Genomic DNA, 24103 nt, shown 5'->3' with positions numbered 1-24103 from the left:
AAACGATGCCCCGACAATGTTCTTTTGGCTGGAAGTCTTCCTTCAACATCCCATCTTTGCAAGGTCTTGACTGAAACTCCGATTTTTTTAGCAAATTCATGAGGTTTAAACATAAAGTCACTCATAGGTTTGTCTATTAAATTGTCAACTTAGGACAAGCTCTAACCATAGGTACTGATCTTGATTATAAAGACCTTCTGTGACTAATTGAATCTCTGTCATGGATTTAATAGATTTAACTTAATAATTTAATAGTGCGATCGCAACTCATACAACTCATAACATAACTAAATCTTATCATATCAGCCATATATACCCTGATCAATCCTTAGCATAGGAATTTTCTAGGTATTTATTCTCTCTATACCAACCAAAGGTAAAAATTTATAAAGAAATTGTTACAAAGTTTAGTACAATGTCATCATTACACAAATAAGTATTTTTCTCTATTGACATGATGGCGGAACAATTTCCTTGGCTGACCGCGATTATCCTCCTCCCTCTCCTTGCATCCTTTCTGATTCCTGTACTACCTGATAAAGACGGTAAACTTGTCCGTTGGTATGCCTTAGGTGTGGGTATCGCTGACTTTGCGTTAATGTGCTATGCTTTCTGGACACATTACAATCCTGCTGATGCGAGTTTCCAACTAATAGAAAATTATGCTTGGATGCCTACCCTGGGACTAAACTGGTCTGTGGCAGTGGATGGTATTTCTGCGCCTTTGGTACTTTTAGCAGGTTTTGTCACCACCCTTTCTATATTTTCAGCTTGGCAAGTTGACCGCAGACCACGCCTATTTTACTTTTTAATGTTGGTGCTATATTCGGCACAAATAGGGGTGTTTGTTGCCAAAGACCTGATGTTATTTTTCATCGCATGGGAAGTAGAACTACTCCCTGTATATCTATTAGTTTCCATTTGGGGTGGTCAAAAACGACGCTACGCCGCAACCAAATTTATACTATATACCGCAGCAGCTTCTATATTTATCTTAGTAGCCGCCCTAGCAATGGGTTTACAAGGTGACGGTGTTCTCAGTTTTGATATCAGTGACTTAGCTACTAAAAGTTATCCTCTCGGTTTACAATTACTGCTTTATGCAGGTTTGTTTGTTGCCTTTGGGGTGAAGTTGGCGATTTTCCCCTTACATACCTGGTTGCCAGATGCCCACGGTGAAGCATCTTCCCCTGTATCTATGATTTTGGCAGGTGTGTTACTGAAAATGGGCGGTTATGGTTTAATTCGCCTGAATATGCAGCTTTTACCCGATGCCCATATTTACTTTGCACCAGTTCTAGCTATTCTCGGTGTGGTCAATATTATCTATGGTGCGTTAAACTCCTTTGCCCAAACTAACATGAAACGGCGTTTAGCCTTTTCTTCTATCTCTCACATGGGTTTTGTACTGCTAGGTTTAGCTTCCTTCACCGATTTAGGGATGAATGGGGCTATGTTGCAAATGATATCACATGGTTTAATCGCCTCCGTGTTATTCTTCCTGGCAGGTGTCACCTACGACCGCACCCATACAATGGTGATGAAGGATATGGGTGGTATTGGACAAGCCATGCCTGTGGTGTTTGCGTTGTTTACTATAGGTGCAATGGCATCTCTGGCTTTACCCGGTATGAGTGGTTTTGTGGGTGAACTCTCGGTGTTTGTGGGTGTAACAACCAGTGATGTTTATAGTTCCACTTTCTGCACAGTGACAGTTTTCCTCGCCGCTGTGGGCGTTATCCTCACACCTATTTATCTACTTTCTATGCTGCGTCAGGTATTTTATGGTAAGGATGCAGCATTGATTTGTGATATCAATAATGGAGGTTCGGAAAACCTGGAAGATGAAGGTACTGCTTGTTTTGGTACTGATTGTTTATTACCAGGTCAATCACTTTACACTGATGCTAGACCCCGTGAAGTGTTTATTGCAGCCTGTTTTCTCGTTTTAATTATCGGTATTGGTTTCTATCCTAAAGTGGCGATGCAGATGTATGACGCTACAACTGTGGCTATTAATGCCCAGGTACGTCAATCTTACACTGTGATTTCTGAAACTAAGCCTGGTATTTATGCAGGTTTCTTAACTCCGAATATTGCTGATGTTGAGGTGAACTCGGTTTTGGCGACTGTGAAGTAAATAATAGGTGACAGGTGACAGGTGACAGGTGACAGTAAAAAGGCAAGAAAAAAATCTCCTGAACTCCTGTACTCCTGCCTTCTTGTGTAATATTTTCTGGTGATGAAAAAATTGCCTCTTGATATGGGATGCTAATAAAGCACCCCTTTTTTAATTTTTAATTTTTAATTTTTAATTGTTCACCATGTCTACTGTTACTGTTCAAGTTCCTGCTACTACTGCTAATTTGGGTCCCGGTTTTGACTGCATCGGTGCGGCTTTGCAACTACACAATCAATTTAAGTTTACTCGCAATGATGGCGGTTTGGTGATTCAGGTTTCTGGGACGGAAGCGGATAAGGTGCAAACTGATGAAAGTAATCTGCTTTATCAGGCTTTTGTGAAGTTATATGAGCATATCCAAGAAACTCCGCCTTCTGTGAAAATAGAGATTAAGTTGGGTGTACCTTTGGCGCGGGGTTTGGGAAGTTCTGCTACTGCTATTGTGGGTGGGTTGGTTGCTGGTAATGCGTTAGCGGGTTCGCCGTTGTCTGATATGCAGGTAATGGAATTGGCGATCGCAATGGAAGGACATCCTGATAATGTTGTTCCTGCTTTTTTGGGTGGATGTCGTTTAGCGGCCACTGGTTTGAATGGTTGGAAAATTTGTGATCTGACTTGGCACAAAGATATTATACCTGTGGTGGCAATTCCTGATTTTGAGTTATCAACTTCGGAAGCACGTAAGGTTTTACCTACGGAAATAAGTCGGGCTGATGCGATTTTTAATGCTGCTCATTTGGGTTTGTTGTTGCGGGCTTTGGCAACGAGTCGGGAAGAATGGTTAAAAGCTGCTTTGCAAGATAAATTACATCAACCCTATCGCAAGGCTTTGATTCCTGGTTATGATGATGTAGAAACTTCTGCTTTAGCTGCTGGTGCTTATGGGATGGTTATTAGTGGTGCAGGACCCACGCTTTTAGCTTTGACTGATAATTTACATACACAAGCTGTAGTAACTGCGATGGCTAATGCTTGGAAGCAAGAGGGAATTACTTCTCATGTGCGATCGCTCCCCATTGATGTGCAAGGGGCAGTTATTTTGTAAGCGTTGATTTTATAATGGGTAATTAGGGCTTGCTGATGAATAAATCCGAAAACTTTACAGGTAAAAGGTTTTAGCTATTTTGACTTTCAAAAAGTGCAAGCTTTTCTGAGGTGGCAACTGAAAAACCTTGCACTTAATTCCTACTTAAAGAAAAAATCGTTCCTATCCAACTCTTGAAACTCTCACCTGTCACTGGTCCTTCACAGATAACTTTTTCAGCAAACCCTAATTAGGGGTCGCTCAGAAAGTCTTTTCGTGAGGGAATAGGAGTCAGGAGTCAGGAGGAGAATTAAAGACATTTTTTCATTTCTGTCCGCCCAGAAAAGTGCAAGGTTTTTCAGACTCAAGATGCTACAACGAAAGCACCTACCGTCTTTTTTATGAGCCTTAAACCTTTGATTTATTCCGCATCCCCCAAATATGAGTCTTATATCTGGCTTTTGCCTTTATTCAGCAAACCCTAATTAAATTATACTGCCTGGATTTTTCATTTTCTTAAATAAAGATTCATATTGCTGTGTTGCTGCTGCTGATAATGGGAGAATAAATTCGCTTTTCTCCAACAATTCCTGATTCGTTAATAATAGGTTTTGTAATGGTTGGGAAATATCAGAGGCAGCAATATTTATGGGAATAGGTGTGTTAGTTTTAGTCAATATAGTAATTTCTTTAGCTATATTTGGTTGCCAACAAAAATTAATCCATTCGGATGATAAATTGCTTTGCTCAACTCCTGCTGGTTTTACCCATAAGTCAGCCCAAATTGCTGTTCCTGATTGGGGAATGATAGCATTAAGCTTGGGATAACGACTGAGTACAGGTATGACATCATTTGACCAACCCACAGCTAACCAAGTATCTCCCATAATTAGCGGTTCTAGATAGGTAGTGGAATCATAGAATTTTACTTGTTGATTTAATGTTTGTAATTCTGTTTCTAAAGAGGAAATTTCTGCCAGCTTTTCTGTATTATAGGATTTTCCGAGTTTCTTTAATACCAAACCAATGACTTCTCTGGAATTATTCAGTAAGGAAATGCGCGATCGCAACTCACTGCGCCATAAATCACTCCAATCTTTTGGTTGCCAATCAAATTGTTGCAACTTTTCCCGATTATAAACAATTACTGTATTACCCCAGCGATAAGGTGCAGCCCAAACCTTACCTTGTGGATCTATATTTCCTTGATCATCCCTTTTTACCAGTTGTTGCCATTTGGGATTTAAAGTTGACCATTGTTTAATTTTTTCTGTTTCCAATGGTTGAATTAGTTTCTGTTCAATAGCTGCTTTTAGCCAATAATCTCCTAATGTTACTAAGTCAGATTTAGTAACTTTTTGATTTTGCCTAAATGGAATCAAACGACTCCATCCTTCTTTGTTATTAGCGTCTGGTTGTTGCCAAGTTTGTAACTGTTTAAATAAATCATAAATTTGATTAACAGGGACAAACTTTAAATTTACCTCTGACTGTACAGTTTTGCGAAATTGATTAACAACGTGTCCAGGTATAGAACCTTTTAAAACCTGTACTTTGAACTGTGACTCATTTTCGCGGTTACACCCAATTAACATTTGGGAAACTATCATACCGCTTGTACCTAGTAAAAAAAACCGTCGATCCATTTATTTTCAACTCTAGGGCTATCAACATAATCTTAACCATAGGAGCAAAATTTGCTAATAAAATAACAATATCTCACTCCTGTATCTTTAGAAACCGATGATAACAAATTGTAACTGATTATTAGCAGGACTTACGCAAAATAGAACGAAAGTAGGAGGAATTCATGAATTACCCCTAAACAAGAATCAGCTTTTTAGTACAATCTTGCGTATAGCAATATTCACATCTTGTAACTTTCCCATCAGTGTTGGTGAGCAATGCCCCCTAATACTTCAATTTATTAATAAATATTTGAGTGATATGGATAGATTTTATTGATGTACATATATAATTAGTAATCTCTTTCACAACCTACCAAGGAAAATATCAAAGATTAAATAAATCATAAGTATTTTTAACATTGCCAGTAAATTGAATAACATAGAAACACTATTTGGGAATAAAGGTATTAAATGGACTCACTGCAAACACAGATACTGACTTTGAGCCAGAAAGTAGATGCTCTATACCAGGTGATTGAAAACCTTGACAGGAAACTGTCTCAGGGTTTGACTGATTGCTTTTTAGAGCAAAAACAGCCAAAAGATAATTATCTAGAAAATCATGAACTGGAAATGTTCAACTTCAAACCACAGATTACTTTCAATTCTGATTTGGAACATTTGGAACATAAGGATATATTGATAGATGGCATTTATCCAGATATGAATATGCAAGCTGGAGATAAGCTAATAACGCCAGAAATTCAAATTCAACGACTAACAGCGCAATTAACAGCGGCCTACAATCGTATTGCTGCTTTAGAAGAACAATTAATGAGGCAACGAATTCATTAATTGCATAATTTGGGCTTCAATAGCTGTTAAAAGTTGTTCTTGCTGCCAATTTTGACTGAGATAGGCCGCTAGACACGCTGCTCCAGCACCAACACCTTCTTTGACAAAACCCTGCTCATAAGCTTGGAGTTGGGGATAACGAGAATCAGCAAAACTTAATTGTGTAGCTAGTAGGGGAGGAGTGATTTTACCCCAACTAAAGTTGTTTTTACCCAAGCTGAGGGCTAAGTCAACTGTAGCCCCGGTAGTGTCTTCTGCTACCCAACGAGTTGTACCGACGATAATAGCTTCTGGTTGCCAAGATAAAGAGTAAGCTTGAGCGATCGCTTGCAGTAAAGCATAAACAGCCAGCATTTGTGTACCACCAGCCAGCAAAACCCCACAACGCCGACTAGCAGCGATCGCCATCCCAGCTACCACCACCTGCATGGGATCACCTACCGCTGCCACCAGTTCCAGAGGATCTGTAAAATTGTGGCGTTTTTCCAAACCTGCTTGTACTACAGCCCACTTTTGTGCATGATTACAAACAGAATGACTACTATTAACTTTTCCAGCCGCATCAATACCTAAACCAGTTAAAATTGCCAAAGCAGTTGTAGTACCACCCACAACACACTCACTTAAAATTAGATATCCCTGAGAGTGTTTAGCACCGAGTTGATCACCCCAAAGTAAACCTTGTTCCAGCAAATGTTTAACTGTGGCTATTTCCATAGCTGCACCTGTACTTAAACACCTGGCAGTCGTGCCTCCCAAATCAATTAATGGTACAGCCGGAATTAAGTGTAAACCCGCATTAAACAAATAAACTGGTATTTTTAGTTCTTCCACCACAGCACGAGAAATTAGCACCGGGGAAGCGCCAGCAGTCAAAGGTGGTAAAGGGTATTTAGGCTGATGGGCAGCACCATAATACAAAAATTCCGCATCAGCACAAGCAGTATATTTTCTATCCTCTGGAGTCAAACCAGCCGCAGAAATACCAGGAATCAAACAAGTTTCTGTAAAACCTAAAACACAGGCGAAAATAGGTAAACTACCATAATAACGTTTGAGCCATGCTTCACCCTGTTCAATTTGGGTATAAATTTTAATCATTGTCATTAGGAACAGGGAATAGGGAACAGACAGGAGTTTATGAATTATCAATTATCAATTATCAATTATCAATTATCAATTATTAATTAACCTTCATAATCCAATAAGATTTGTACCCAACGTGGGGGACGGGGGATAGGATTTCCCAGACGATCCAAAAGTAACCATGCTACCAGATGTACCACAAACAAATAAATCAAGTTGTTGAATGCAATCAAAAGCATCGCCCCCACCTGAACAACAAACACATTGGGAGTTGCTAATATTTGCATTTTCAGGAATATCCATTCAATAATTTCTGTCACCTGGTTAATCACATAAACCCACAAATCTTCACCAGATAAAACCGACAGTAACCACAGACGGAAAAACACACCCAAAGTACCCAGGAGCATACCTAAAGTAATTGACACAATCCAAGGTACACGACGATGCCAAGTTGCTCCTAACAGTACACCCATCAAACCAAAAGGCATCACGAATAACATACTGCGAACAGGTCCCATCAGCACCGCCAACAGTAACCCAGATGTTAGCGCAGCCATCCAAGCAGCACGTTTACCCCAGCGCAAATAAACTAAAGCAATGGGTAAAGGGAAAAACATCCGTAAAACCGGACCCAAGGGAAAATAGAAATTAATAAACCAAATTAAACTAGAGGTACTGGCTAAAAACGCCGTTTCCACCATCCTCAAAGGAGCATCAACTTTAAGTTGGGGGCGCTGTAATTGTTGGTGTTGATCTGACTGATTACCAGGAGTTAATGATTCAGGTGATGGATCTTCTCTCGGTTCATCTGGCAGAGAATCTAAAATACTCATATCATGTTTGTTTTAACACCTATCATATCTGTTTTGCTTGGTGATTGGTGATTGGTGATTGGTGATTGGTGATGGGTGAAGAAAATTTTAGATTTTAGATTTTAGATTGGATTTGACAAAAATAATCCAAAATCCAAAATCCAAAATTGTATTACCAATTCCCTATTCCCTGTTCCCTATTCCCTATTCCCTATTAAATGATCATTTTTTCCAAAGCTACTACATCGGGGATACAGATGACATCTTGTTCCCGGATAATCAAGCCTTTTTTTTCTAACCTTGTCAGTACGCGTGTAACTGTTTCCCGTGCCAGTCCACTCAAACTGCTCAATTCTCGATGGGGTAAATTAGGAATTTCTGTACCTGTTTCTCCTATCTTACCCTGTCCCTCTGCTAAAAATAGCAAAGTATCTGCTACCCGTGATTGACTATCTGATTCTCGCAGACGCAAACGACGATTTACTTGTCTTAATCGTCGCGCCATTAATTGGGATAATCTCATTCCCGCTAAAGGTTCTGTTTGTAACAATTTGACAAAATCTTGAGCAGGCATACTGCCGATCATGGTTGGGGTAAGAGTGATGACATCAGTGGAACGGGGAACTTCATCTAGTGCCGCCATTTCTCCAAATAATTCCCCATGCCCAATAATGTTTAGTGTTACCTCTTTTCCTTCTAAATTGTATGTACGTATTTTTACCCATCCCTCTAAAATAAAATATACTGAACCACCCCAGTCATTTTCTAGCAGGATCACTTGGTTGGCTGGGTGGATACGGGTAACAAGATTGGTGAGGGCTGTTTCTACAATAGATTCAGGCAAACCTTGAAAAAAGGGTGCTGAAGTGATCAAGTTTTGAGCGGATGTCTGCAAGCTATATCGGTCTTCCATTAGGACATATTTATTTAAGCTGCTATGAACAGAACAAGTAAGATCAGTATTTTTAGCCTTACCTATCAAATTATTACAGCCGCTTTCAAAGAGGAGACTAAACTATGTTACACAAGAAAACGACAATATAATTTTTTCTCAACAATTTTTACTGTCTCTTAGTATTTGCTGATTAAATACACCAGGCTTACCTCCCTGCCACCACTAAACCATCGATCAAATTTTGATTTTACCTTAACCTAACGCAAAATTTGGCGAACTACCTAAAAACTAAGCTAATCATCTAGATCAAGTTGCATCTCTGAGTGATTCATAACATAATTGCCGTCAGAAGTACGAGCAATAAATTTGGTCAACCAGTGCTTCTGTAAATTTAATTACCCTAAACATCACAGTACATTTCTAGCTAAGGTAATTTAACGTGACTTCCCGTAAAGATGAAATTCACAAACTGATTGCAGATATTGACAACTTGCTTGCCAATAGTGGTAATCCCCTATCAAAACTGCTGTCTGGTCAGGGACAAGAAGAGAGAGATGTTTTACAGCGAGTGCGTGAGTTTCTTGTCAAACTCAATGAAAGTGAGACACCAGAAGAAACGCCTGTGGAGCAATCACAGACACCACCACTGTCATCTTTGTTGGCGCGATATGTGGAGCAGGAGCATAACCAAGCTGCATCACAGTCTTATCAATCCCAACAGCCACAGGCTAATTTTACAGCAGAACAATTAAAAGATGAAATTGCGGTTGTGCTTCAACCATTGCAAGCAGAATTATCAAGTCTGTTGCAAGAAAGAGCTTCTCTTGTCCAGGAAATTAGACAGCTAGAGCAAAAGCGACTGCAAAACTATTCCTTAACACAGCAGTTGGCCACCCAAGAGCAGATAATTAGCGAATTTCTGCAAGTGTTAGTCAGTCGTTTAGTGCCAAATTTAATTCCATATTTAACAAGAAATGCAGCTAATTCTTCTAGTTTGACTACAGGTGAAACTAAGCAAGAAGTCAGCAACTTTGCTCTTCAACCTGTTGTGGAATCCGTCGAAAGGTTAGAAAGGTTAGCTAGTTTGGACAAGGAGTTGGATCAACGTTTACTATCACTAGATGGAACTGTTAACGTTATCTTTGGGGCATTAGAGCGTAACATTAACACTTATTATCAGTCTTTATCCCAAGCACTGGCAAGAATGCACAGTCAGGGGTTGCAAGGTGAACAGTTGATGGCAAATTTTCTGAATAATTTGCATCAGACTTTACAAACACAATCCCCAGATGCTCCACCTTTAACCTTTGGGTTAGATTCTGAAACAGAAGTACAACCTGTTTCTTCTATTGCTGAGGAATTAATTCAGGATACTATTGCTACCCAAACACCGGAATCTGAAACTGTGGAAAATCTGGATACAGTGCTGTCACAACTGACTGCACAACAACCACCAGTTTCAGTAGTTGACAGTTTTATTAGTTCTCATATTAGTTCTAATGAATCTCAACCGGAGAATGCTGAAGATTTAATTCAGGATACTGTGACTGCGGACACTCAAGAACCTGAGATTGTGGAAAATTTGGATGCAGTGTTGTCACAACTGACTGCACAACAACCACCAGTTTCAGCAGTTGATAGTTTTATGAGTTCTAATATTAGTTCTGATGAATCTCCATCAGAGAATGATGAAGATTTAATTCAGGATACTGTGACTGCGGACACTCAAGAACCTGAGATTGTGGAGAATTTGGAGGCAGTGCTGTTACAACTGAGGTCAGATGAGCCTTCAAGTTCAGTTGCTGCTTCTTTTACCACCCCTGATGAAACTCAGTCAGAGAGTGTTGATGAAGTAGATGAACTTTATGCGAGTTTGTTTGGTGGTGCAGATAGGATTAAATCGACTACAGAATCTACTGCTATGCCAGTGGTGACAAGTGAGGTAGATAACACTGCTGAGAGTGGTGAAAGTATGTCAGCATCACCAATTATTTCAGAAGCACAAGAAGAAGCACAAGAGCTTAATGTGCAGGTGTCGTCAGAGAGTGTAGAGCAAGAGGATTTAAATATTTTTGAGCAGAGTAACAATTTTCCACCTGAAAATGCGGGTATGGTTGTAGAAATCACAGAACCAGCATCATCTGATTTATGGGAAAAATCCTTGTTGCCAGAGGATACGCAATCACAAGCTGAATTTGCCAGCACTCCTACATTACTGAACTTTCATCCAGATAGTAGTGATACAATCACAGTCCTGACGGACTTGCTAGTTGATGTCTTCGGTGAAGAACAAGTTACAGAAGCTTTAGCTGTTGATGATCATCCAGACACGACAGAACTAGAGACTCCCATAGTTAGCTCTCCTGTAGAAGAATCGACAGATACACAAAATTTAGCATCTGCTTATATTCTGGCTTCACCACAGGAAAATTTACTGTCTTTGGATAATACGAATACAGAGACGCAAGGTATACCGAATATTGTTTTACATGAAGAGCAGTTGCAGCAATTGGATCGAGATTTAGCCAATTTTGATTGGCGGTTAAATTCTGAATCGCAACAGACAACGAATGTAGAAAGTTTGCAGGATTCGGTATCTGAAGGTCAGAATATTCTCCAGGATATCCTGGATACAGGAATGCAGTTGATGGAATCTCCTAGCAGCACAGCAACAGAAAATATCCCATTAGCTGCTATTTCTAATTTGAATAGTCCGCAAAGTCCGCAAACTGAAAAAAAAAAGGAAGTCACAAATTCTGCACCAGAAGTTGCTTTGCTGGGAGATGACAAGTTAAGTGATAATTCTGTGTTGAGAGTCAACGACCCAAACTTTGTTTGGTATTTAGGAATTGATTTGGGTACAACTGGGATTTCCGCAGCGTTGTTGAATCGTTCGCAGTTGGTTGTGTATCCGATTTACTGGTCAACAGAAAATCCATCAGGTAATACTGCTTTTGAGCAATCTTTTCGTTTACCGGCAGAAGTTTATTTACCTACGGCTTCCATACCTCATTCAGACACGGAAAGCAGAGAAAATAGAGAGCAGACAACACCTGCGGTGGTGGCACAGGATAAAACTCACTCCACAACAGCACCGAAACAAAATCTTTCCTCTGCTCATTTAAAGCCTTTTTTAGACATAGGGATTTCCTATAGAACTAAGCAGCAAAAATGGGAACCTGTGTTGCAGTTAAATGAATTTTCCGCAGGTCCTTTGATGTGGGTGGTGCGATCGCTCTCTAAATTACTGTTAACTCTCAAATCGGATCAAACAAGTACAACTCCGGCTTTAATTGCTCATGGTGTGGGGATAGATACTCAAGTTTTCTCTGAGATTATGAATAATATTGCCGGTGTTGTTTGTAGTTGTCCTTCTAGTTGGTCTGAACAATATCGTTTTAATGTGCGGGAAGCAATATTGGCTAGTCAGCTTGTTTCCCATCCCCAAGAGATATTTTTTGTGGAGGAGGCGATCGCTAGTTTGCTGCCAGAACTTAATCCTAGCAATTCTCCTTCAGTACAGTTGCATGATCATCAAGGTTTGCGTCCTTTAAAAACCAGTGAAAATTTCCATGGGGGTACAACCCTGGCTCTAAATATTGGTGCTACTGCTACAGAGATGGCGTTGGTTGATTTACCGGCAGATTTGAGTCAATTAACATACAGAGATTTTATGCTTCACAGTTTTGCCTATGCTGGTAAGGCTATGGAGCAGGATATTATTTGTCAGTTGCTACTACCACCAAAATCTCGTCAACTTCGTGGGAGGTCAAAAGTTAACAGTAGCATTTCTAGTAGTAATTCTTGGCATTGGCAACCCTCAATTCCTGGTTTAGACCAGATACAATGGTCTAGTTTGAGTTTGGAAGCGTTAGAACTACCACGAGTTGGAGAACCGGATCTACTTTCCCGTATCCGCTTACAGCAAAAGTTGGAAAGTTCTTTGTTGGGACAAGGATTGTTAGATGCTGCTCTGGCTCTGAAGCTGATTTTGCAACATCAAGAATCTTTCACTCTGGAATTAGCAGATCAGTGCTGGATATTGCAGCGACGAGATTTGGAAACTCAGGTTTTTGTCCCCTACATACGTCGTCTCAACCGGGAACTGAATAAATTATTAGTAGCTCGTGGTATTCCTACAGAAGCTGTTGATCAGGCGATTGTTTCTGGTGGGGTAGCCGCCATTGCTACAGTCAACCGTTGGTTAAGACAAAAACTTCCCAATGCCAAAATTATTCAGGATTTATATCTGGGTGAAAATGGCGCTCCTAAATGTAGTCGGGTGGCTTATGGGTTGGCTACTTTACCTCTACATCCCCAGGTTTTAGAAGTACCTAAACAACAGTATACAGATTACTTCTTGTTTTCGGAATTGCTGAAAATTTTACCGCATAGCTCAGGTGGTGAAACCATGCGTTCTCTATCTTTTGGTGAAATTCTGCAATTGTTTGAGAATCGTGGCATCAATACCCGCATTTGTCAACAGCGTTTGCTGGCTTTCTTGGAAGGTGAACTACCTGCTGGTTTAATACCTACTGTTGCTGCTGAAACCTTACCAGAGCCGGATGATAAACATCTTTCAGGGCAAACATCTTTAAATTCTCTGTGGTTGGCAAAAACTTCTCAGGAAAATCCTGATTATCAGGCGATCGCCTCCGCACCATTGTTTCAAAAACAAGGAAATCTCACATATCGTCCCAATTCTCAACAACTTTTGTTGTTGCGTCGTTATTTGGATGCTATCAAAGCTAGTTCTTTACAATCACTAGAAGAACCTTTAGCGGTTAACTTTGTCTCAACTGTTAGCCAATAAATAGGGTTTGCTGAAAAAGTCTTTTTGTGGGAACAGGGAACAGGGAGGAAAATTTTAGATTTTAGATTTTAGATTGGAGATAACAAAAACAATCCAAAATCCAAAATCCAAAATTATTCAATAATGGACAATTAACAATGAAAAATTGACAATTACCTCTCCCTTGAAGGGAGAGGTTTTAAGCCTTGAATGAAACAAGTATCAATTATCAATTATCAATTATCAATTGTCAATTATCCTTTAACACCGCTACCTGTATCTGTAGGGACAATAAACCTTTGTAAAAAGAGAAATAACAGCAAAACTGGAGCAATAGAAATTACAGATCCAGCTGCTACTAATCGCCAATCTAAAGAAAATGTACCTGCTAATTTAGCCACTCCCAAGGGTAAAGTATATAAACTCTCATCTTGGATAACAATTAACGGCCATAAAAAGTCACTCCAAGCACCAATAAATACAAAAATAGCCAGAGTTATTAGTGCTGGTTTAATAGCGGGTAACATCACAAACCACCATAATCCTAACTCAGAACTGCCATCCATGCGGGCTGCTTCTTCTATTTCTTTAGGCACTCCCATAAAAGCTTGTCTTAATAAAAAAATGCCAAAAGCAGAAGCTAAACTGGGAAAAATCATCCCTAAATAACTATTTGTTAATCCTAGCTGCACTGTCAAAATATATAAGGGAATCATCACTATTTGAAAGGGAATCATAATGGTAGAAACAATAGCAATAAAAATTCCATTCCGTCCCACAAATGATAATCTGGCTAAAGGATAAGCTGCTAAAGAACAAAACAACAAATTCAAAATTACAGTCAAGAAAGACACGAAAATACTGTTATATAAATATTGCCCAAAGGGTAAAGATTGCCAAACACGAGTGAAGTTATTTAAAGTCGGTTTAAGGGGTAATAATTGTGGTGGAGATTGTAAAAGATTTTCTGTTGGTGATTTTAATGCTGTACTAATGAGCCATAATAAGGGAAAAAGGGTGAGGAGTGCGATCGCTGTCAATAATCCGTATATAATGAAAATTTGCCGATTTGATTTTTGGATGTTCATATTTTTTTCTCACTCAAAGACGCAAAGTAATAAGAATTATCTGTTATGCTGCTTTTGATATTGATTAAACTAACCGCAAAGTACGCAAAGTACACAAAGGAAGAAAAGAAGTCTTCTTTCCGTTTGAAGGTAGGAGTTCAGTTTTTGGACTAAGCATATAAAGAATACCCTAAATATTGTACTTTTTCTGGTAATATGTTTGACGGTAGTAAGTGTGAGTTTTTTGGGAGAAGCAACTATGATATCACCACCGCAACTATTAACAGATCCATTTTTACAACTACCAACAGAAAATTCTGTGCGAGTAGTTTGGTTTACTGAGTTTGCAGGTGCTAAACATTTGGTTGTTTACGGTGATAAACTTGAGAGAAATTCAATTGCAAAAACCACTAAACTTAGTCGTGTTCGGGAAGATCAAGAATCAAGAGTAGCAGATCAAAAGGCAAATGGGCAAGTTTATCAACAACCTGTAAAAAGAGATATTTGGCGACATGAAGCTGAAGTTTCTGGTTTAACTCCTAATCTGCGAGTTCCTTATTATGTCACCAGTATACGAGAAGATGGGAAAAAGGTTAATAGTGAAGTTTTTACTCTTGCACCTACTCCAAAACCCGATACACCTTTAAAAATTCTCCTCACATCTGATCATCAATTAAAACCGATGACAGCAGCAAATTTACAAAAAGTGGTGGAAACTGTGGGGAGAGTTGACGGTGTATGGTTTGCTGGAGATTTAATTAATGTTCCAGATCGTGCTTCTGAATGGTTTGATGATAATCGCGGAAATGCTTTGTTTCCAGGTTTACAAGGTCGTGCTAATTATACAATGGAATCTCATGATGGTGTCAAGGTTACTTACACTGGTGGGAAAATTATTCAAAATGCTCCTATGTTTCCTTGTATTGGTAATCATGAAGTCATGGGAAGATATCAGAGAACAAAGAGTTTAAATGATGAATTTAATGATACTATTCCCCGTGAAGTTGCCGAAAATTTGTATGGTATAAAATCTGTAAAAGATAATTCTTTTAATACTATCACTTACGAGGAAATTTTTACTTTACAGCAAACTAAATCAGGTGGAAAAACCTATTACGCTATTACTTTTGGTGATGTCCGTTTGGTGGTTTTGTATATTACAAATATGTGGCGACATCCTCAATTAAATTCCGAGAGGAAAGGTAAATATATAGAACCAGAAAAGGATTTTGATCATCCTGAAAATTGGGGTTATGGACAGTTAATTTATGAACCTATTTTTCAAGGAAGTGATCAATATAATTGGTTGCAGGAAGAATTAAAAAGTCCTGAATTTAAACAAGCAAAATATAAAGTAGTCATGTTTCATCATCCTCCTCATACTTTGGGTGATAATATTGTTCCAGCTTACACTAATCCTGTGCAAATTATTGAAAAAGATCAAACAGGAAATATTAAATCTGTAAATTACGAATATCCCAAAAATGCAGATTATATTATTCAGGATGTGATTCCTTTATTAGAAGCTGCTAAAGTGCAGTTAGTATTTTATGGACATTCCCATTTATGGAATAGGTTTGTTAGTGAAAGTGGAATGCACTTTTTAGAAACTTCTAATGTTGGTAATTCCTATGGTGCTGCTTGGGGTGAAAGAAAGCGAGATATTCCCGTCAATTATCCAGAAAATGATTATACCAGAATTGGTGATCCTAATGGTTTAGAACCAGTTATACCAAATATTTCGCCATTATTAGGAGAAGATGGTAAACCTTTACCTTATATTGCAAGTAATGAGATTACAGTTTTCAGCATTTTCGACACGGGAACAGGTACTATTAGCAGTTATCGCTTTAATACCAAAAAACCTGATTCGCAAGTTGTGAAATTTGATGAATTTGTGATTGGTAATGGGTAATGGGTAATTGGTAATTGGTAATTGATAATTGGTAAGAATAAACTCTTTCCTTTTGCCTTTTGCCTCTTGCCTTATTACTGTCACCTGTCAACTGTCACCTGTCAACTGTCACCTATCACAGATAAAATTTCTTGCGCTCTTTTGATATTATTACTGACAGAATTAGCTGAAGTTTGTAAAGCTGCTTTTTCTGTATCGTTGAGAGTCAATTCTAAAATACTTTCTACTCCACCACATCCCAAACGACAAGGAACACCAATTACTACATCATTTAAACCATATTCACCTTGTAAATAAGCTGCAACTGGTAATAAGCGAGACTGATTTAATAAAATAGATTCTATCATCAAAGAAGTGGCAGAAGCAGGAGCAAAAAAAGCGCCTCCTGTGTGCATTAATTCTACAATTTCAGCGCCACCGTTGCGGGTTCTTTGTACTAAACCTTCAATTTTTTCTGCATCTAATAATTCTGTAATCGGAATACCATTAACAGTAGCATAACGGGCTAAAGGAACCATTAAATCACCGTGACTACCTAAAACCATTGCTTTGACATCCGCAGGTAAAACCCCTAATTCTAAAGCGATGAAAGTTTCAAATCTTGCTGAATCCAAAACTCCAGCCATTCCCATGATTTGATTTCTGGGTAAACCTGTAACTTGCCAAGTTAAATAAGTCATCACATCTAAAGGATTAGTGACGACAATAAAAATAGCATGGGGAGAATAGGCGATCGCATTTTTTGCCGCTTCAACCACAATTTTGGCATTGATTTTTAGCAAATCATCCCGACTCATTCCCGGTTTACGAGGAAAACCAGCGGTGATGACTACAATATTAGAATCAGCGGTATCTGCATAATTATTAGTACCGCTAATTTGCCGATTATGTAATTCTAATCCCCTCGCTTCTAGCAAATCTAAAGCCAAACCTTGAGGCATTCCTTCGACAATATCTAACAATACTACATCAGCTAAATTTTTCTCTGCAATGCGTTGGGCTAAAGTGCTACCAACTCTACCCGCACCCACAATAGTCACACGGGGAGATTTACAGGAAACAGGAGAAGAAAGTAAATAAGACATAAGAAATATTTTCTTGACAATTGCAATTCCTGACTAATAGTAGAGTAGATTAGTAAATATTGATATCCACTGAAGTTAGAAATTAAATTTCTAATTTAATTGGGAGCATCCCAATTTGGAAAAAATCACCGCAGCAAAACCAAAAAATCTCTTAAACTCTCTTACCTTTGTGTCCTTTGCACGCCAGTTGCTACAAGTCGGCAGAGCCGCCCAACGCACTGGCTCGCCTTTGCGGTTCAATCATATCCAGTTTCTTGGATTATTTTATTTCCTTGGATAGAAATAAATTTACAAATTTGGGAAACTCCCAATTATTTAGTCATCTTTAGATGACTTGAGCTATTAGCAAGGAACTTAAGTTCCTTGCGGGAATTGTACACTAAAGCACAACCTTTGTTATGCAAACTCTTCCAATTGTTCTAATTTTAACCAAATATTGGGAGTTGGTACTTTTCCGAACTTCACCAAAGCATAATCACCTTTAATATCTACTATTTCCCCTGGACTATCAAATAAATAGGAGGGAAAGCGAGTATCACTAGCTTTTGCTTCTACACTATTTTCCAACTTTTCGCGCACAGCACGAACCATATTTCCTTTTTTTACGGCCATGAGTTCCTCTGACGATTCATCAACGCTTTTACTAAAAATTTTATCTTGTGGGAAGATACAAAGGCTGATTTTCTTGAGCTAAAAAGATCAGAAACCCAAATACACGCGATGTATTAAATACTTAAACAATACGGTTGACAATCGTCCACACTTCTCCATCAGAACGCACATGAGGAACTGAAATAGTTTTAAATCCAGTAATGAAGGGTTTATAGTAAACTTGCCAATACATGGGGCTAAGTTCATCAGCACAAGCTTTGAGCAGTTTAATTTCTTCTGCTAGTTCTTGTGCCAGTTCATTTACCCTTTGGGCATGAATTTCTGCTACTTTTTTCGCTGCTTCTAATTCTTGTTGTTGTTGAGCAAGACGTTGAGAAAAAGTTAGTGAACTATTTAACTGTGCTTGTTTTTGTTGTTTTTGTTGTTCTAAAAAGGCAATACCTTCGGTAAGCTTCGCTAACAAATCATCAATACCTTTTAATTCTGCGGCAATTTCTGGATTTTCCCTAGCTTGACGACGGTATGCTTCTACTAGAGATGCTATATGATTTTGGGTTAATGTTGCTCTTTCTTGTTGCAGTGCTTGAATTTGTGAGTTGAGTTCATTGATTTCTGCTTGAATTTTATTCATATATATTATAATGATAAGCTACGGTAAATTTTAGCCTAAAGTACGATTTCTTACAAAACATTAATAAACCGAGTATTATATGGGATAATGAAGCTAGTAGAGAAAAAGCTTTTTTGTCACAAAGAATTCAGGGTATGGCAAGATTAGCACTTAAAAAATTAAGTTTGAGTGATAGTGAGCAGAATGAAGTGCAAGAATCGTTATTACAGGGTTGCGCTATCCATTTACCTTGCAGATTTTCGTAGAAAGTCCTGCAAAGCGAGTTTTTAATTTTTCGGCGTATTTTTTCGCCTGTGCTAAACCTTCTGTATCGGGTAAGTCGCGTTTTTTAGCCTCAATAACGGCGAGTTTTTCACCACGATAAACTAATACATAATCGGCAATATCGGCTTTTGCGCGTTTACCGTTGCCAATTAAACGGCCAGGGGCGATGACTTCTCGACGGATGCGGCTATTTTCAACTACTCCCCAACCAGCAGCAGTTAAGGCGGGATCAATTAATTCGGCGCGAGTTTCGGCTTCATTCATAGTCTTTGCTGGTGGTTGGGAATTACTTGAATTAGTCTAGTTTGAAATGCTGTATCGTAAGTGATGACGGGTAAACTTTCTAGTTCTGCTTGAGCCATAATCATACGATCAAAAGGATCTCGATGGGCAATTGGTAGGCTTCCTGCTCTAAGTGCATGGGCTGAAGTCATGGGAAGTTCTACAAATCTTGCCCGATGTAATATCTGTGAATATTCCTCAACGATTTGTTTTGCTTCAGGTAGTTTCCCAATGCGGTATTTAGTGGCAATTTCCCAAGCGGAAACACTGCTAACGAAAATGAGATGATCAGGGTTGCAAATGATGTTTCGACATTCGGTATCAAGTTTTGGGTCATCAAAGAACCACCACAACATGATATGTGTATCAATTAGGTAGTTTATTCCCATTGCTGAAGTTCTTCTTCTGGTAAAGGTTCAAAAAAAGCATCGCTGAGTTTTCCTTTTAGTAATCCTGGGGTACGCGGTTCGATTGTGCTTACCGTGAGAGGTTGGGGAGTTTCCCGATCTAAACCTAAGCAAAAGTAATGAATTATGTCATAAATTTCTGCTAATTTATCTTCAGGAATATTTCGCAGTTCTTGAACAATTTGATCAATAAGCATAAATTAAATTTTGGGAAATTCTCAGTTAGCGGTTTTGTGCTGTATTGATTATAGCTCATCTTGAGAATATGAGAGTCTACGACGGGCAGTATCTAAAAAGATGATCTCGGTTTACTTTCGGCATTCCTGCTCGGTCTGACCCTGAAATTGCATATTTTGTAGAATCTCTACTCATAAGAATATAAAATAAGAAATCTCTGTTTAATTCTTCATTATTAGGAAGTAGTATTTAGATAACTTTCAAATAGTTCCCGTGCATTGCTGATGTTTTTTTCAGTGTTGCTTATTGCTCTATCAATTCCCTCAAACGCCTCATCCAATATCGCTACAATTCTCTTTTGTTCTGAAAGTGGGGGAAGAAGAAAATCAAACTTCAACACATCATTCATATTAGCTCTAGGCATTCTTGCACCAGTGCAAGTTTTATTTATATTGTTTACAGTCGAATCCATTAATAACCAATATAGAAGAAAATTTTTATTGAGACATTCTCTAGGTTTAATAGGGAAAATTTCAGTTGAACAATGTCCTTCAAAATTTGGTGCTAATACTTTATTTAGATATGGTCTAAGTCTTCCATATAATATATGATTAGGACTGAATCTAAATGTTGAACTTTTTACAGTTTGTGGTTGATATGATCCAATAAATTTAGCAGTATTAGATTCTATATTTTCCATGCCAACATAAGGCAAATTTGTATAAATGCCCTGATTCTTTTCTATTTCACAAAGATCACGAAGTTTTTTAATTTTCCAGCCTTCTGGTAATTGCCTATTTTCCATAATCACCTTATCTTTTAATACTTTTTATACTGCTGATTGAGCGAAGTCGAAGGGCGCTTTCTCAAAAAACAAAACTACAGTTTTCACCCCCACACCGATAAAAGTCCCCCCAGGACAATCTAAAATAGTATGTAAATTACAACTACTCAAAAGCTCTTGACGCAAAGCACGGGAAGCATTATCAGAATTAGAAAGAAACGTATTTTTAATAACTACCGCCGCCCTACCACCAACTTTCAACATTTTGATAAAATGCGGCAAAAATAAAAACGCCGTTTCTCCAGTTTTAATATTAAAATTGTTCTGTACTTCCTTCCGTTCGTTCCCCCCAAAAGGAGGATTTGCTAAAATCACATCAAAACGATCTTTATCTTGCACATCGCTGAGATTTTCCGTCAAAGTATTAGTATGAATAATATTCGGGGCATCAATCCCATGTAAAATCATATTCATGATGCCAATAACATAAGCTAAACTTTTCTTTTCTTTCCCTGTAAAAGTATTTTTTTTGCAGTATTTCCAGTTGTTTAGTAGTTAACTTACCCTTGGGTTGAGCGAAGCCGAAACCCTGTCTTAAATAATCATAACTTTCACATAAAAAACCCGCCGAACCACAAGCACCATCATAAATTTTTTCACCGATTTTCGGCTTTATCACCTGAATTATTGCCCGAATTAAAGGACGTGGTGTGTAATATTCTCCACTGATGTGGGAAATTGTATATCTGTTTGCGATAATTTAATGATTCCTTTTCTCAGACCAGGCGTAGAAATTGCAGCAAGAAGACTAAAAAAGCTGCAAAATCACAAACATCTTCACTTTTTCAAATTCTCTTCAACATTAGTTTGCGAAAAGCGGCATTTAATTTGCGAATGTACATTAACAATCGGGATGACTGGATTCGAACCAGCGGCCCCTTCGTCCCGAACGAAGTGCGCTACCAAGCTGCGCTACATCCCGTAAAAAAAATATGCTTATCAAGACCAGTATATCATAACCATAGCCAAATAAAAAAACAAAATATTTTATAAAGGACTTTGCTTGCTAGGATTATAGTTGTATAACTTCAGTAAACAAAGCGGATTGTGACTGTAAAACCAGACTGGTTGCGGGTAAAAGCACCGCAGTGGGAGCGCGTTGGTAACGTTAAAGAAATTTTACGGGATTTAGCCCTGAATACAGTTTGTGAAGAAGCATCCTGTCCCAACATTGGCGAATGTTTCAACGCTGGAACTGCTACATTTTTAATTATGGGTCCAGCCTGTACCAGAGCTTGTCCTTACTGTGATATTGACTTTGAGAAAAAACCCAAACCCTTAGATCCCACCGAACCCGCAAGACTCGCGGAAGCTGTCCGCAGAATGCAACTAAATCACGTCGTGATTACTTCCGTCAATAGAGATGATTTAGCAGATGGTGGCGCATCCCAGTTTGTTAAGTGTATTAACGCAGTTCGTGAAGTATCCCCAAAAACAACCATTGAAGTGCTAATTCCTGATTTATGCGGAAACTGGGATGCACTAGAAATCATACTCCAGGCTAAACCAGAAGTCACAAACCATAATACGGAAACCGTCCCACGTTTGTATCGTCGAGTACGTCCCCAAGGTGACTATCAGAGAACGATGGTTCTGTTAGAACGTACTCACCAAATTTGCCCTAGCACCTACACCAAATCTGGTATCATGGTCGGCTTAGGTGAAACAGATGCCGAAGTTCGCCAAGTCATGCAAGATTTACGATCAGTAAAATGTGATATTTTGACCATTGGGCAATATCTCCAACCCAGTCAAAAACATCTGCAAGTTACTGATTTTATTACTCCTGAACAATTTGCAGCTTGGCAAGCTTATGGAGAAGAAATCGGATTTTTACAAGTTGTTTCTTCCCCATTGACAAGAAGCTCCTATCATGCTGAACAAGTCAGGGAATTAATGAAACACTATCCCAGATAGGGGACTGGGGAAGAAAATTTTAGATTTTAGATTTTAGATTGGAATTGACACAAACAATCCAAAATCCAAAATCCTTTCATTGAATTACCAATTACCAACCAATTACCAATGACTAAAACGATCGCTATTTTAGGTGCAGGTGCTTGGGGTACAACCCTGGCAAATTTAGCGCGGGTAAATGGTCATGAGGTGCGTTTATGGTCACGCCAGGGTGATCTTTCCTTAGAAGATGTTGTTAAAAATGCCGAAATAGTCCTATCCGCTATTTCCATGAAAGGTGTACAGGATGTAGCTTTATTGGTTAAATCTTGTCAAGTATCTCCACAGACAATATTTGTCACCGCTACCAAAGGTTTAGATGCGAAAACAACCCGTACACCTTCCCAAATTTGGCAAACCGAATTTCCTGATCATTCTGTAGTTGTCCTTTCTGGTCCAAATTTATCTCAAGAAATTTCCCAGGGTTTACCCGCTGCTACCGTAGTAGCCAGCAAAAATACCGCTGCTGCCCAAGTCGTGCAACAAATCTTTTCTTCTGGACGTTTTCGTGTGTATACTAACTCTGATCCGGTAGGTGTGGAACTAGGTGGTACACTCAAAAACGTGATGGCGATCGCCGCTGGTGTCTGTGATGGTTTGCATTTGGGAACTAATGCCAAAGCAGCTTTAGTAACTCGCGGCTTGACAGAAATCATTCGTATTGGTAAGGTTTTGGGCGCAAAAACGGAAACTTTTTATGGTTTATCCGGTCTAGGAGATTTGTTAGCCACCTGCAACAGCCCCTTAAGCCGCAATTATCAAGTCGGCTATCAGTTGGCCAGTGGAAAAACGCTGACAGAAATTCTCGCCTCTTTACCAGGAACCGCTGAAGGTGTAAACACTTGTCAAGTTTTGATGCAAATATCCCAGCAGCAAAATATTACTATGCCTATTACTGAGCAGGTTTATCGGTTACTGGAAACTCAAATTACACCCAAACAGGCATTAGATGAACTCATGTTAAGAGATACTAAGCCAGAATATCACCAATAAATTAATGGCTTGCACCATGCTCCACTATAAGCATTATTTCGTAACTCACATCTGCTAATTACCAAATAATCACTAAAGAAATTGTTAAATCGTCAGGAAACTACTTCCCCCGTCATGTAAATATAACTATGTAGTTTATCAACAGCAAAATTACTAGGGATAGACTTGTACTTAGTTATGAAAATAACCGTAAATATTCCTAGAACATCTCAGTTAACTAAGTCAGTGATTACCGCATAAAGCAGGTCAATGAAGTCAACAATTGATGTACTTTTGATTTACTTTCCCTATGTACCAAGAAGGTTTGACTACTATACAGACGTTCGGACTTAGAGAAGTTCCACCAGAACATCTCTACATACCGCTACTGTGTTTCCAGCTTGGCTGTAGCTAGAAACGGTTATGAGTTCAATCAAAAACCTACATTCACCAAAAAAATTCGGTAAAAGTGTATCCCTAAGTGCGTTAAAGAATCTAATTTTATACCATTAATAATTTTGGTTGTAGCTTGGGCAGAGTAAGTTGAGTTGTGTACTAGCGAATTATATTCGCCACCTACTTTTCAGACAGCCCCACAGAATTAGTACAATCTT

The 24103-nt window shown here is 38.7% G+C and carries 21 protein-coding genes, 1 tRNA gene and 1 pseudogene; 7 read left to right on the top strand and 16 right to left on the bottom strand.

Annotated elements, in window-relative coordinates:
• A partial coding sequence (locus tag IQ237_RS17240; RefSeq protein WP_194053734.1) for a MerR family DNA-binding transcriptional regulator occupies nucleotides 1–113 on the bottom strand: 113 nt, incomplete at its 3' end.
• 341 nt (nucleotides 114–454) lie between these two features.
• On the opposite strand from IQ237_RS17240, the gene IQ237_RS17235 reads away from it, so the two are divergent.
• Complete coding sequence (locus tag IQ237_RS17235) at nucleotides 455–2140, top strand: NAD(P)H-quinone oxidoreductase subunit 4 (RefSeq protein WP_194057286.1); 1686 nt, start codon at nucleotides 455–457, stop codon at nucleotides 2138–2140.
• A 184-nt stretch (nucleotides 2141–2324) separates the two neighbouring features.
• Entirely contained in the window at nucleotides 2325–3227 is a 903-nt protein-coding gene (gene thrB, locus IQ237_RS17230; RefSeq protein WP_375539911.1) for a homoserine kinase, read from the top strand.
• Nucleotides 3228–3691: 464 nt separating this feature from the next.
• On the opposite strand, the gene IQ237_RS17225 is transcribed toward thrB, so the two are convergent.
• Nucleotides 3692–4852 carry an extracellular solute-binding protein gene (locus IQ237_RS17225; protein WP_194057282.1) on the bottom strand — a complete coding sequence of 387 codons (1161 nt, stop codon included), beginning with the start codon at nucleotides 4850–4852 and terminating at the stop codon, nucleotides 3692–3694.
• 453 nt (nucleotides 4853–5305) lie between these two features.
• Here IQ237_RS17225 and IQ237_RS17220 point away from each other — a divergent pair, with 453 nt between their 5' ends.
• Nucleotides 5306–5689: a hypothetical protein gene (locus IQ237_RS17220; protein ID WP_194057281.1), complete on the top strand. Its 384-nt coding sequence runs from the start codon at nucleotides 5306–5308 to the stop codon at nucleotides 5687–5689.
• Here the strand turns inward: IQ237_RS17220 and cobT are convergent.
• The 3 genes from cobT to IQ237_RS17205 all read right to left on the bottom strand — a co-directional run bounded on the left by cobT (nucleotide 5666) and on the right by IQ237_RS17205 (nucleotide 8503).
• Complete coding sequence (gene cobT / locus IQ237_RS17215; protein ID WP_194057279.1) at nucleotides 5666–6790, bottom strand: nicotinate mononucleotide-dependent phosphoribosyltransferase CobT; 1125 nt, start codon at nucleotides 6788–6790, stop codon at nucleotides 5666–5668. The two genes, IQ237_RS17220 and cobT, sit on opposite strands and share 24 nt — an antisense overlap.
• An 86-nt stretch (nucleotides 6791–6876) precedes the next feature.
• On the bottom strand, nucleotides 6877–7611 hold the full coding sequence (locus tag IQ237_RS17210; protein ID WP_194057277.1) for a DUF2232 domain-containing protein: 735 nt from the start codon (nucleotides 7609–7611) through the stop codon (nucleotides 6877–6879).
• A 193-nt stretch (nucleotides 7612–7804) separates the two neighbouring features.
• The gene (locus tag IQ237_RS17205) at nucleotides 7805–8503 is read right to left on the bottom strand and encodes a Crp/Fnr family transcriptional regulator (protein ID WP_194057275.1); all 699 of its coding nucleotides are present in this window, start codon (nucleotides 8501–8503) and stop codon (nucleotides 7805–7807) included.
• A gap of 421 nt (nucleotides 8504–8924) precedes the next feature.
• On the opposite strand from IQ237_RS17205, the gene IQ237_RS17200 reads away from it, so the two are divergent.
• Complete coding sequence (locus IQ237_RS17200) at nucleotides 8925–13298, top strand: hypothetical protein (RefSeq protein WP_194057274.1); 4374 nt, start codon at nucleotides 8925–8927, stop codon at nucleotides 13296–13298.
• 233 nt (nucleotides 13299–13531) lie between these two features.
• On the opposite strand, the gene IQ237_RS17195 is transcribed toward IQ237_RS17200, so the two are convergent.
• Nucleotides 13532–14365: a carbohydrate ABC transporter permease gene (locus IQ237_RS17195; RefSeq protein WP_194057272.1), complete on the bottom strand. Its 834-nt coding sequence runs from the start codon at nucleotides 14363–14365 to the stop codon at nucleotides 13532–13534.
• 238 nt (nucleotides 14366–14603) lie between these two features.
• On the opposite strand from IQ237_RS17195, the gene IQ237_RS17190 reads away from it, so the two are divergent.
• Complete coding sequence (locus IQ237_RS17190; RefSeq protein ID WP_194057270.1) at nucleotides 14604–16259, top strand: metallophosphoesterase; 1656 nt, start codon at nucleotides 14604–14606, stop codon at nucleotides 16257–16259.
• A gap of 101 nt (nucleotides 16260–16360) precedes the next feature.
• On the opposite strand, the gene mdh is transcribed toward IQ237_RS17190, so the two are convergent.
• The 10 genes and pseudogenes from mdh to IQ237_RS17145 form a co-directional block, all read right to left on the bottom strand.
• Complete coding sequence (mdh, locus tag IQ237_RS17185) at nucleotides 16361–17344, bottom strand: malate dehydrogenase (protein ID WP_194057268.1); 984 nt, start codon at nucleotides 17342–17344, stop codon at nucleotides 16361–16363.
• Nucleotides 17345–17740: 396 nt separating this feature from the next.
• On the bottom strand, nucleotides 17741–17956 hold the full coding sequence (locus IQ237_RS17180; RefSeq protein ID WP_096572168.1) for an NAD(P)H-quinone oxidoreductase subunit O: 216 nt from the start codon (nucleotides 17954–17956) through the stop codon (nucleotides 17741–17743).
• Between the two features lie 121 nt (nucleotides 17957–18077).
• On the bottom strand, nucleotides 18078–18587 hold the full coding sequence (locus tag IQ237_RS17175) for a hypothetical protein (RefSeq protein ID WP_194057266.1): 510 nt from the start codon (nucleotides 18585–18587) through the stop codon (nucleotides 18078–18080).
• A gap of 252 nt (nucleotides 18588–18839) precedes the next feature.
• Nucleotides 18840–19115 (bottom strand): annotated as a pseudogene (locus IQ237_RS17170) (restriction endonuclease subunit R); the annotation flags it as partial.
• Nucleotides 19112–19522, bottom strand: coding sequence for a type II toxin-antitoxin system VapC family toxin (locus IQ237_RS17165; protein ID WP_194057262.1), 411 nt, complete (start codon nucleotides 19520–19522; stop codon nucleotides 19112–19114). The gene IQ237_RS17165 and the pseudogene IQ237_RS17170, both read right to left, overlap by 4 nt.
• Entirely contained in the window at nucleotides 19513–19737 is a 225-nt protein-coding gene (locus IQ237_RS17160; protein WP_194057260.1) for a hypothetical protein, read from the bottom strand. Before IQ237_RS17160 ends, IQ237_RS17165 begins: the two co-directional genes overlap by 10 nt.
• A 215-nt stretch (nucleotides 19738–19952) precedes the next feature.
• Nucleotides 19953–20522 carry a restriction endonuclease subunit S gene (locus IQ237_RS17155; protein WP_194057258.1) on the bottom strand — a complete coding sequence of 190 codons (570 nt, stop codon included), beginning with the start codon at nucleotides 20520–20522 and terminating at the stop codon, nucleotides 19953–19955.
• 24 nt (nucleotides 20523–20546) lie between these two features.
• Nucleotides 20547–20975 (bottom strand): class I SAM-dependent DNA methyltransferase, encoded by a 429-nt coding sequence (locus IQ237_RS26720; protein ID WP_255512679.1) that lies wholly within the window; start codon nucleotides 20973–20975, stop codon nucleotides 20547–20549.
• Nucleotides 20950–21180 (bottom strand): N-6 DNA methylase, encoded by a 231-nt coding sequence (locus IQ237_RS26715; protein ID WP_309225775.1) that lies wholly within the window; start codon nucleotides 21178–21180, stop codon nucleotides 20950–20952. Before IQ237_RS26715 ends, IQ237_RS26720 begins: the two co-directional genes overlap by 26 nt.
• 229 nt (nucleotides 21181–21409) lie before the next feature.
• Nucleotides 21410–21483, bottom strand: a tRNA-Pro gene (locus IQ237_RS17145).
• A 125-nt stretch (nucleotides 21484–21608) separates the two neighbouring features.
• Between IQ237_RS17145 and lipA the strand changes: the two genes are divergently transcribed.
• Nucleotides 21609–22478 (top strand): lipoyl synthase, encoded by an 870-nt coding sequence (lipA, locus tag IQ237_RS17140; RefSeq protein WP_194057256.1) that lies wholly within the window; start codon nucleotides 21609–21611, stop codon nucleotides 22476–22478.
• Nucleotides 22479–22586: 108 nt separating this feature from the next.
• Nucleotides 22587–23510: an NAD(P)H-dependent glycerol-3-phosphate dehydrogenase gene (locus IQ237_RS17135; RefSeq protein ID WP_194057254.1), complete on the top strand. Its 924-nt coding sequence runs from the start codon at nucleotides 22587–22589 to the stop codon at nucleotides 23508–23510.
• The last annotated feature ends 593 nt before the right edge of the window (nucleotides 23511–24103 follow it).

It is taken from the genome of Sphaerospermopsis sp. LEGE 08334 (genome assembly GCF_015207205.1).
In the GTDB taxonomy this organism is placed as follows: domain Bacteria; phylum Cyanobacteriota; class Cyanobacteriia; order Cyanobacteriales; family Nostocaceae; genus Sphaerospermopsis.
The sequence above is the reverse complement of the archived record's forward strand: the minus strand, read 5'-3'. Positions and strand labels throughout refer to the sequence as shown.

Bases quoted from the DNA above. Each gene is read 5' to 3' on its own strand.
- IQ237_RS17235 (WP_194057286.1), top strand. From the start codon at position 455: ATGATGGCGGAACAATTTCCTTGGCTGACCGCGATTATCCTCCTCCCT.
- thrB (WP_375539911.1), top strand. From the start codon at position 2,325: ATGTCTACTGTTACTGTTCAAGTTCCTGCTACTACTGCTAATTTGGGT.
- IQ237_RS17225 (WP_194057282.1), bottom strand. From the start codon at position 4,852: ATGGATCGACGGTTTTTTTTACTAGGTACAAGCGGTATGATAGTTTCC.
- IQ237_RS17220 (WP_194057281.1), top strand. From the start codon at position 5,306: ATGGACTCACTGCAAACACAGATACTGACTTTGAGCCAGAAAGTAGAT.
- cobT (WP_194057279.1), bottom strand. From the start codon at position 6,790: ATGATTAAAATTTATACCCAAATTGAACAGGGTGAAGCATGGCTCAAA.
- IQ237_RS17210 (WP_194057277.1), bottom strand. From the start codon at position 7,611: ATGAGTATTTTAGATTCTCTGCCAGATGAACCGAGAGAAGATCCATCA.
- IQ237_RS17205 (WP_194057275.1), bottom strand. From the start codon at position 8,503: ATGGAAGACCGATATAGCTTGCAGACATCCGCTCAAAACTTGATCACT.
- IQ237_RS17195 (WP_194057272.1), bottom strand. From the start codon at position 14,365: ATGAACATCCAAAAATCAAATCGGCAAATTTTCATTATATACGGATTA.
- IQ237_RS17190 (WP_194057270.1), top strand. From the start codon at position 14,604: ATGATATCACCACCGCAACTATTAACAGATCCATTTTTACAACTACCA.
- mdh (WP_194057268.1), bottom strand. From the start codon at position 17,344: ATGTCTTATTTACTTTCTTCTCCTGTTTCCTGTAAATCTCCCCGTGTG.
- IQ237_RS17180 (WP_096572168.1), bottom strand. From the start codon at position 17,956: ATGGCCGTAAAAAAAGGAAATATGGTTCGTGCTGTGCGCGAAAAGTTG.
- IQ237_RS17175 (WP_194057266.1), bottom strand. From the start codon at position 18,587: ATGAATAAAATTCAAGCAGAAATCAATGAACTCAACTCACAAATTCAA.
- IQ237_RS17165 (WP_194057262.1), bottom strand. From the start codon at position 19,522: ATGGGAATAAACTACCTAATTGATACACATATCATGTTGTGGTGGTTC.
- IQ237_RS17160 (WP_194057260.1), bottom strand. From the start codon at position 19,737: ATGCTTATTGATCAAATTGTTCAAGAACTGCGAAATATTCCTGAAGAT.
- IQ237_RS17155 (WP_194057258.1), bottom strand. From the start codon at position 20,522: ATGGAAAATAGGCAATTACCAGAAGGCTGGAAAATTAAAAAACTTCGT.
- IQ237_RS26720 (WP_255512679.1), bottom strand. From the start codon at position 20,975: ATGAATATGATTTTACATGGGATTGATGCCCCGAATATTATTCATACT.
- IQ237_RS17135 (WP_194057254.1), top strand. From the start codon at position 22,587: ATGACTAAAACGATCGCTATTTTAGGTGCAGGTGCTTGGGGTACAACC.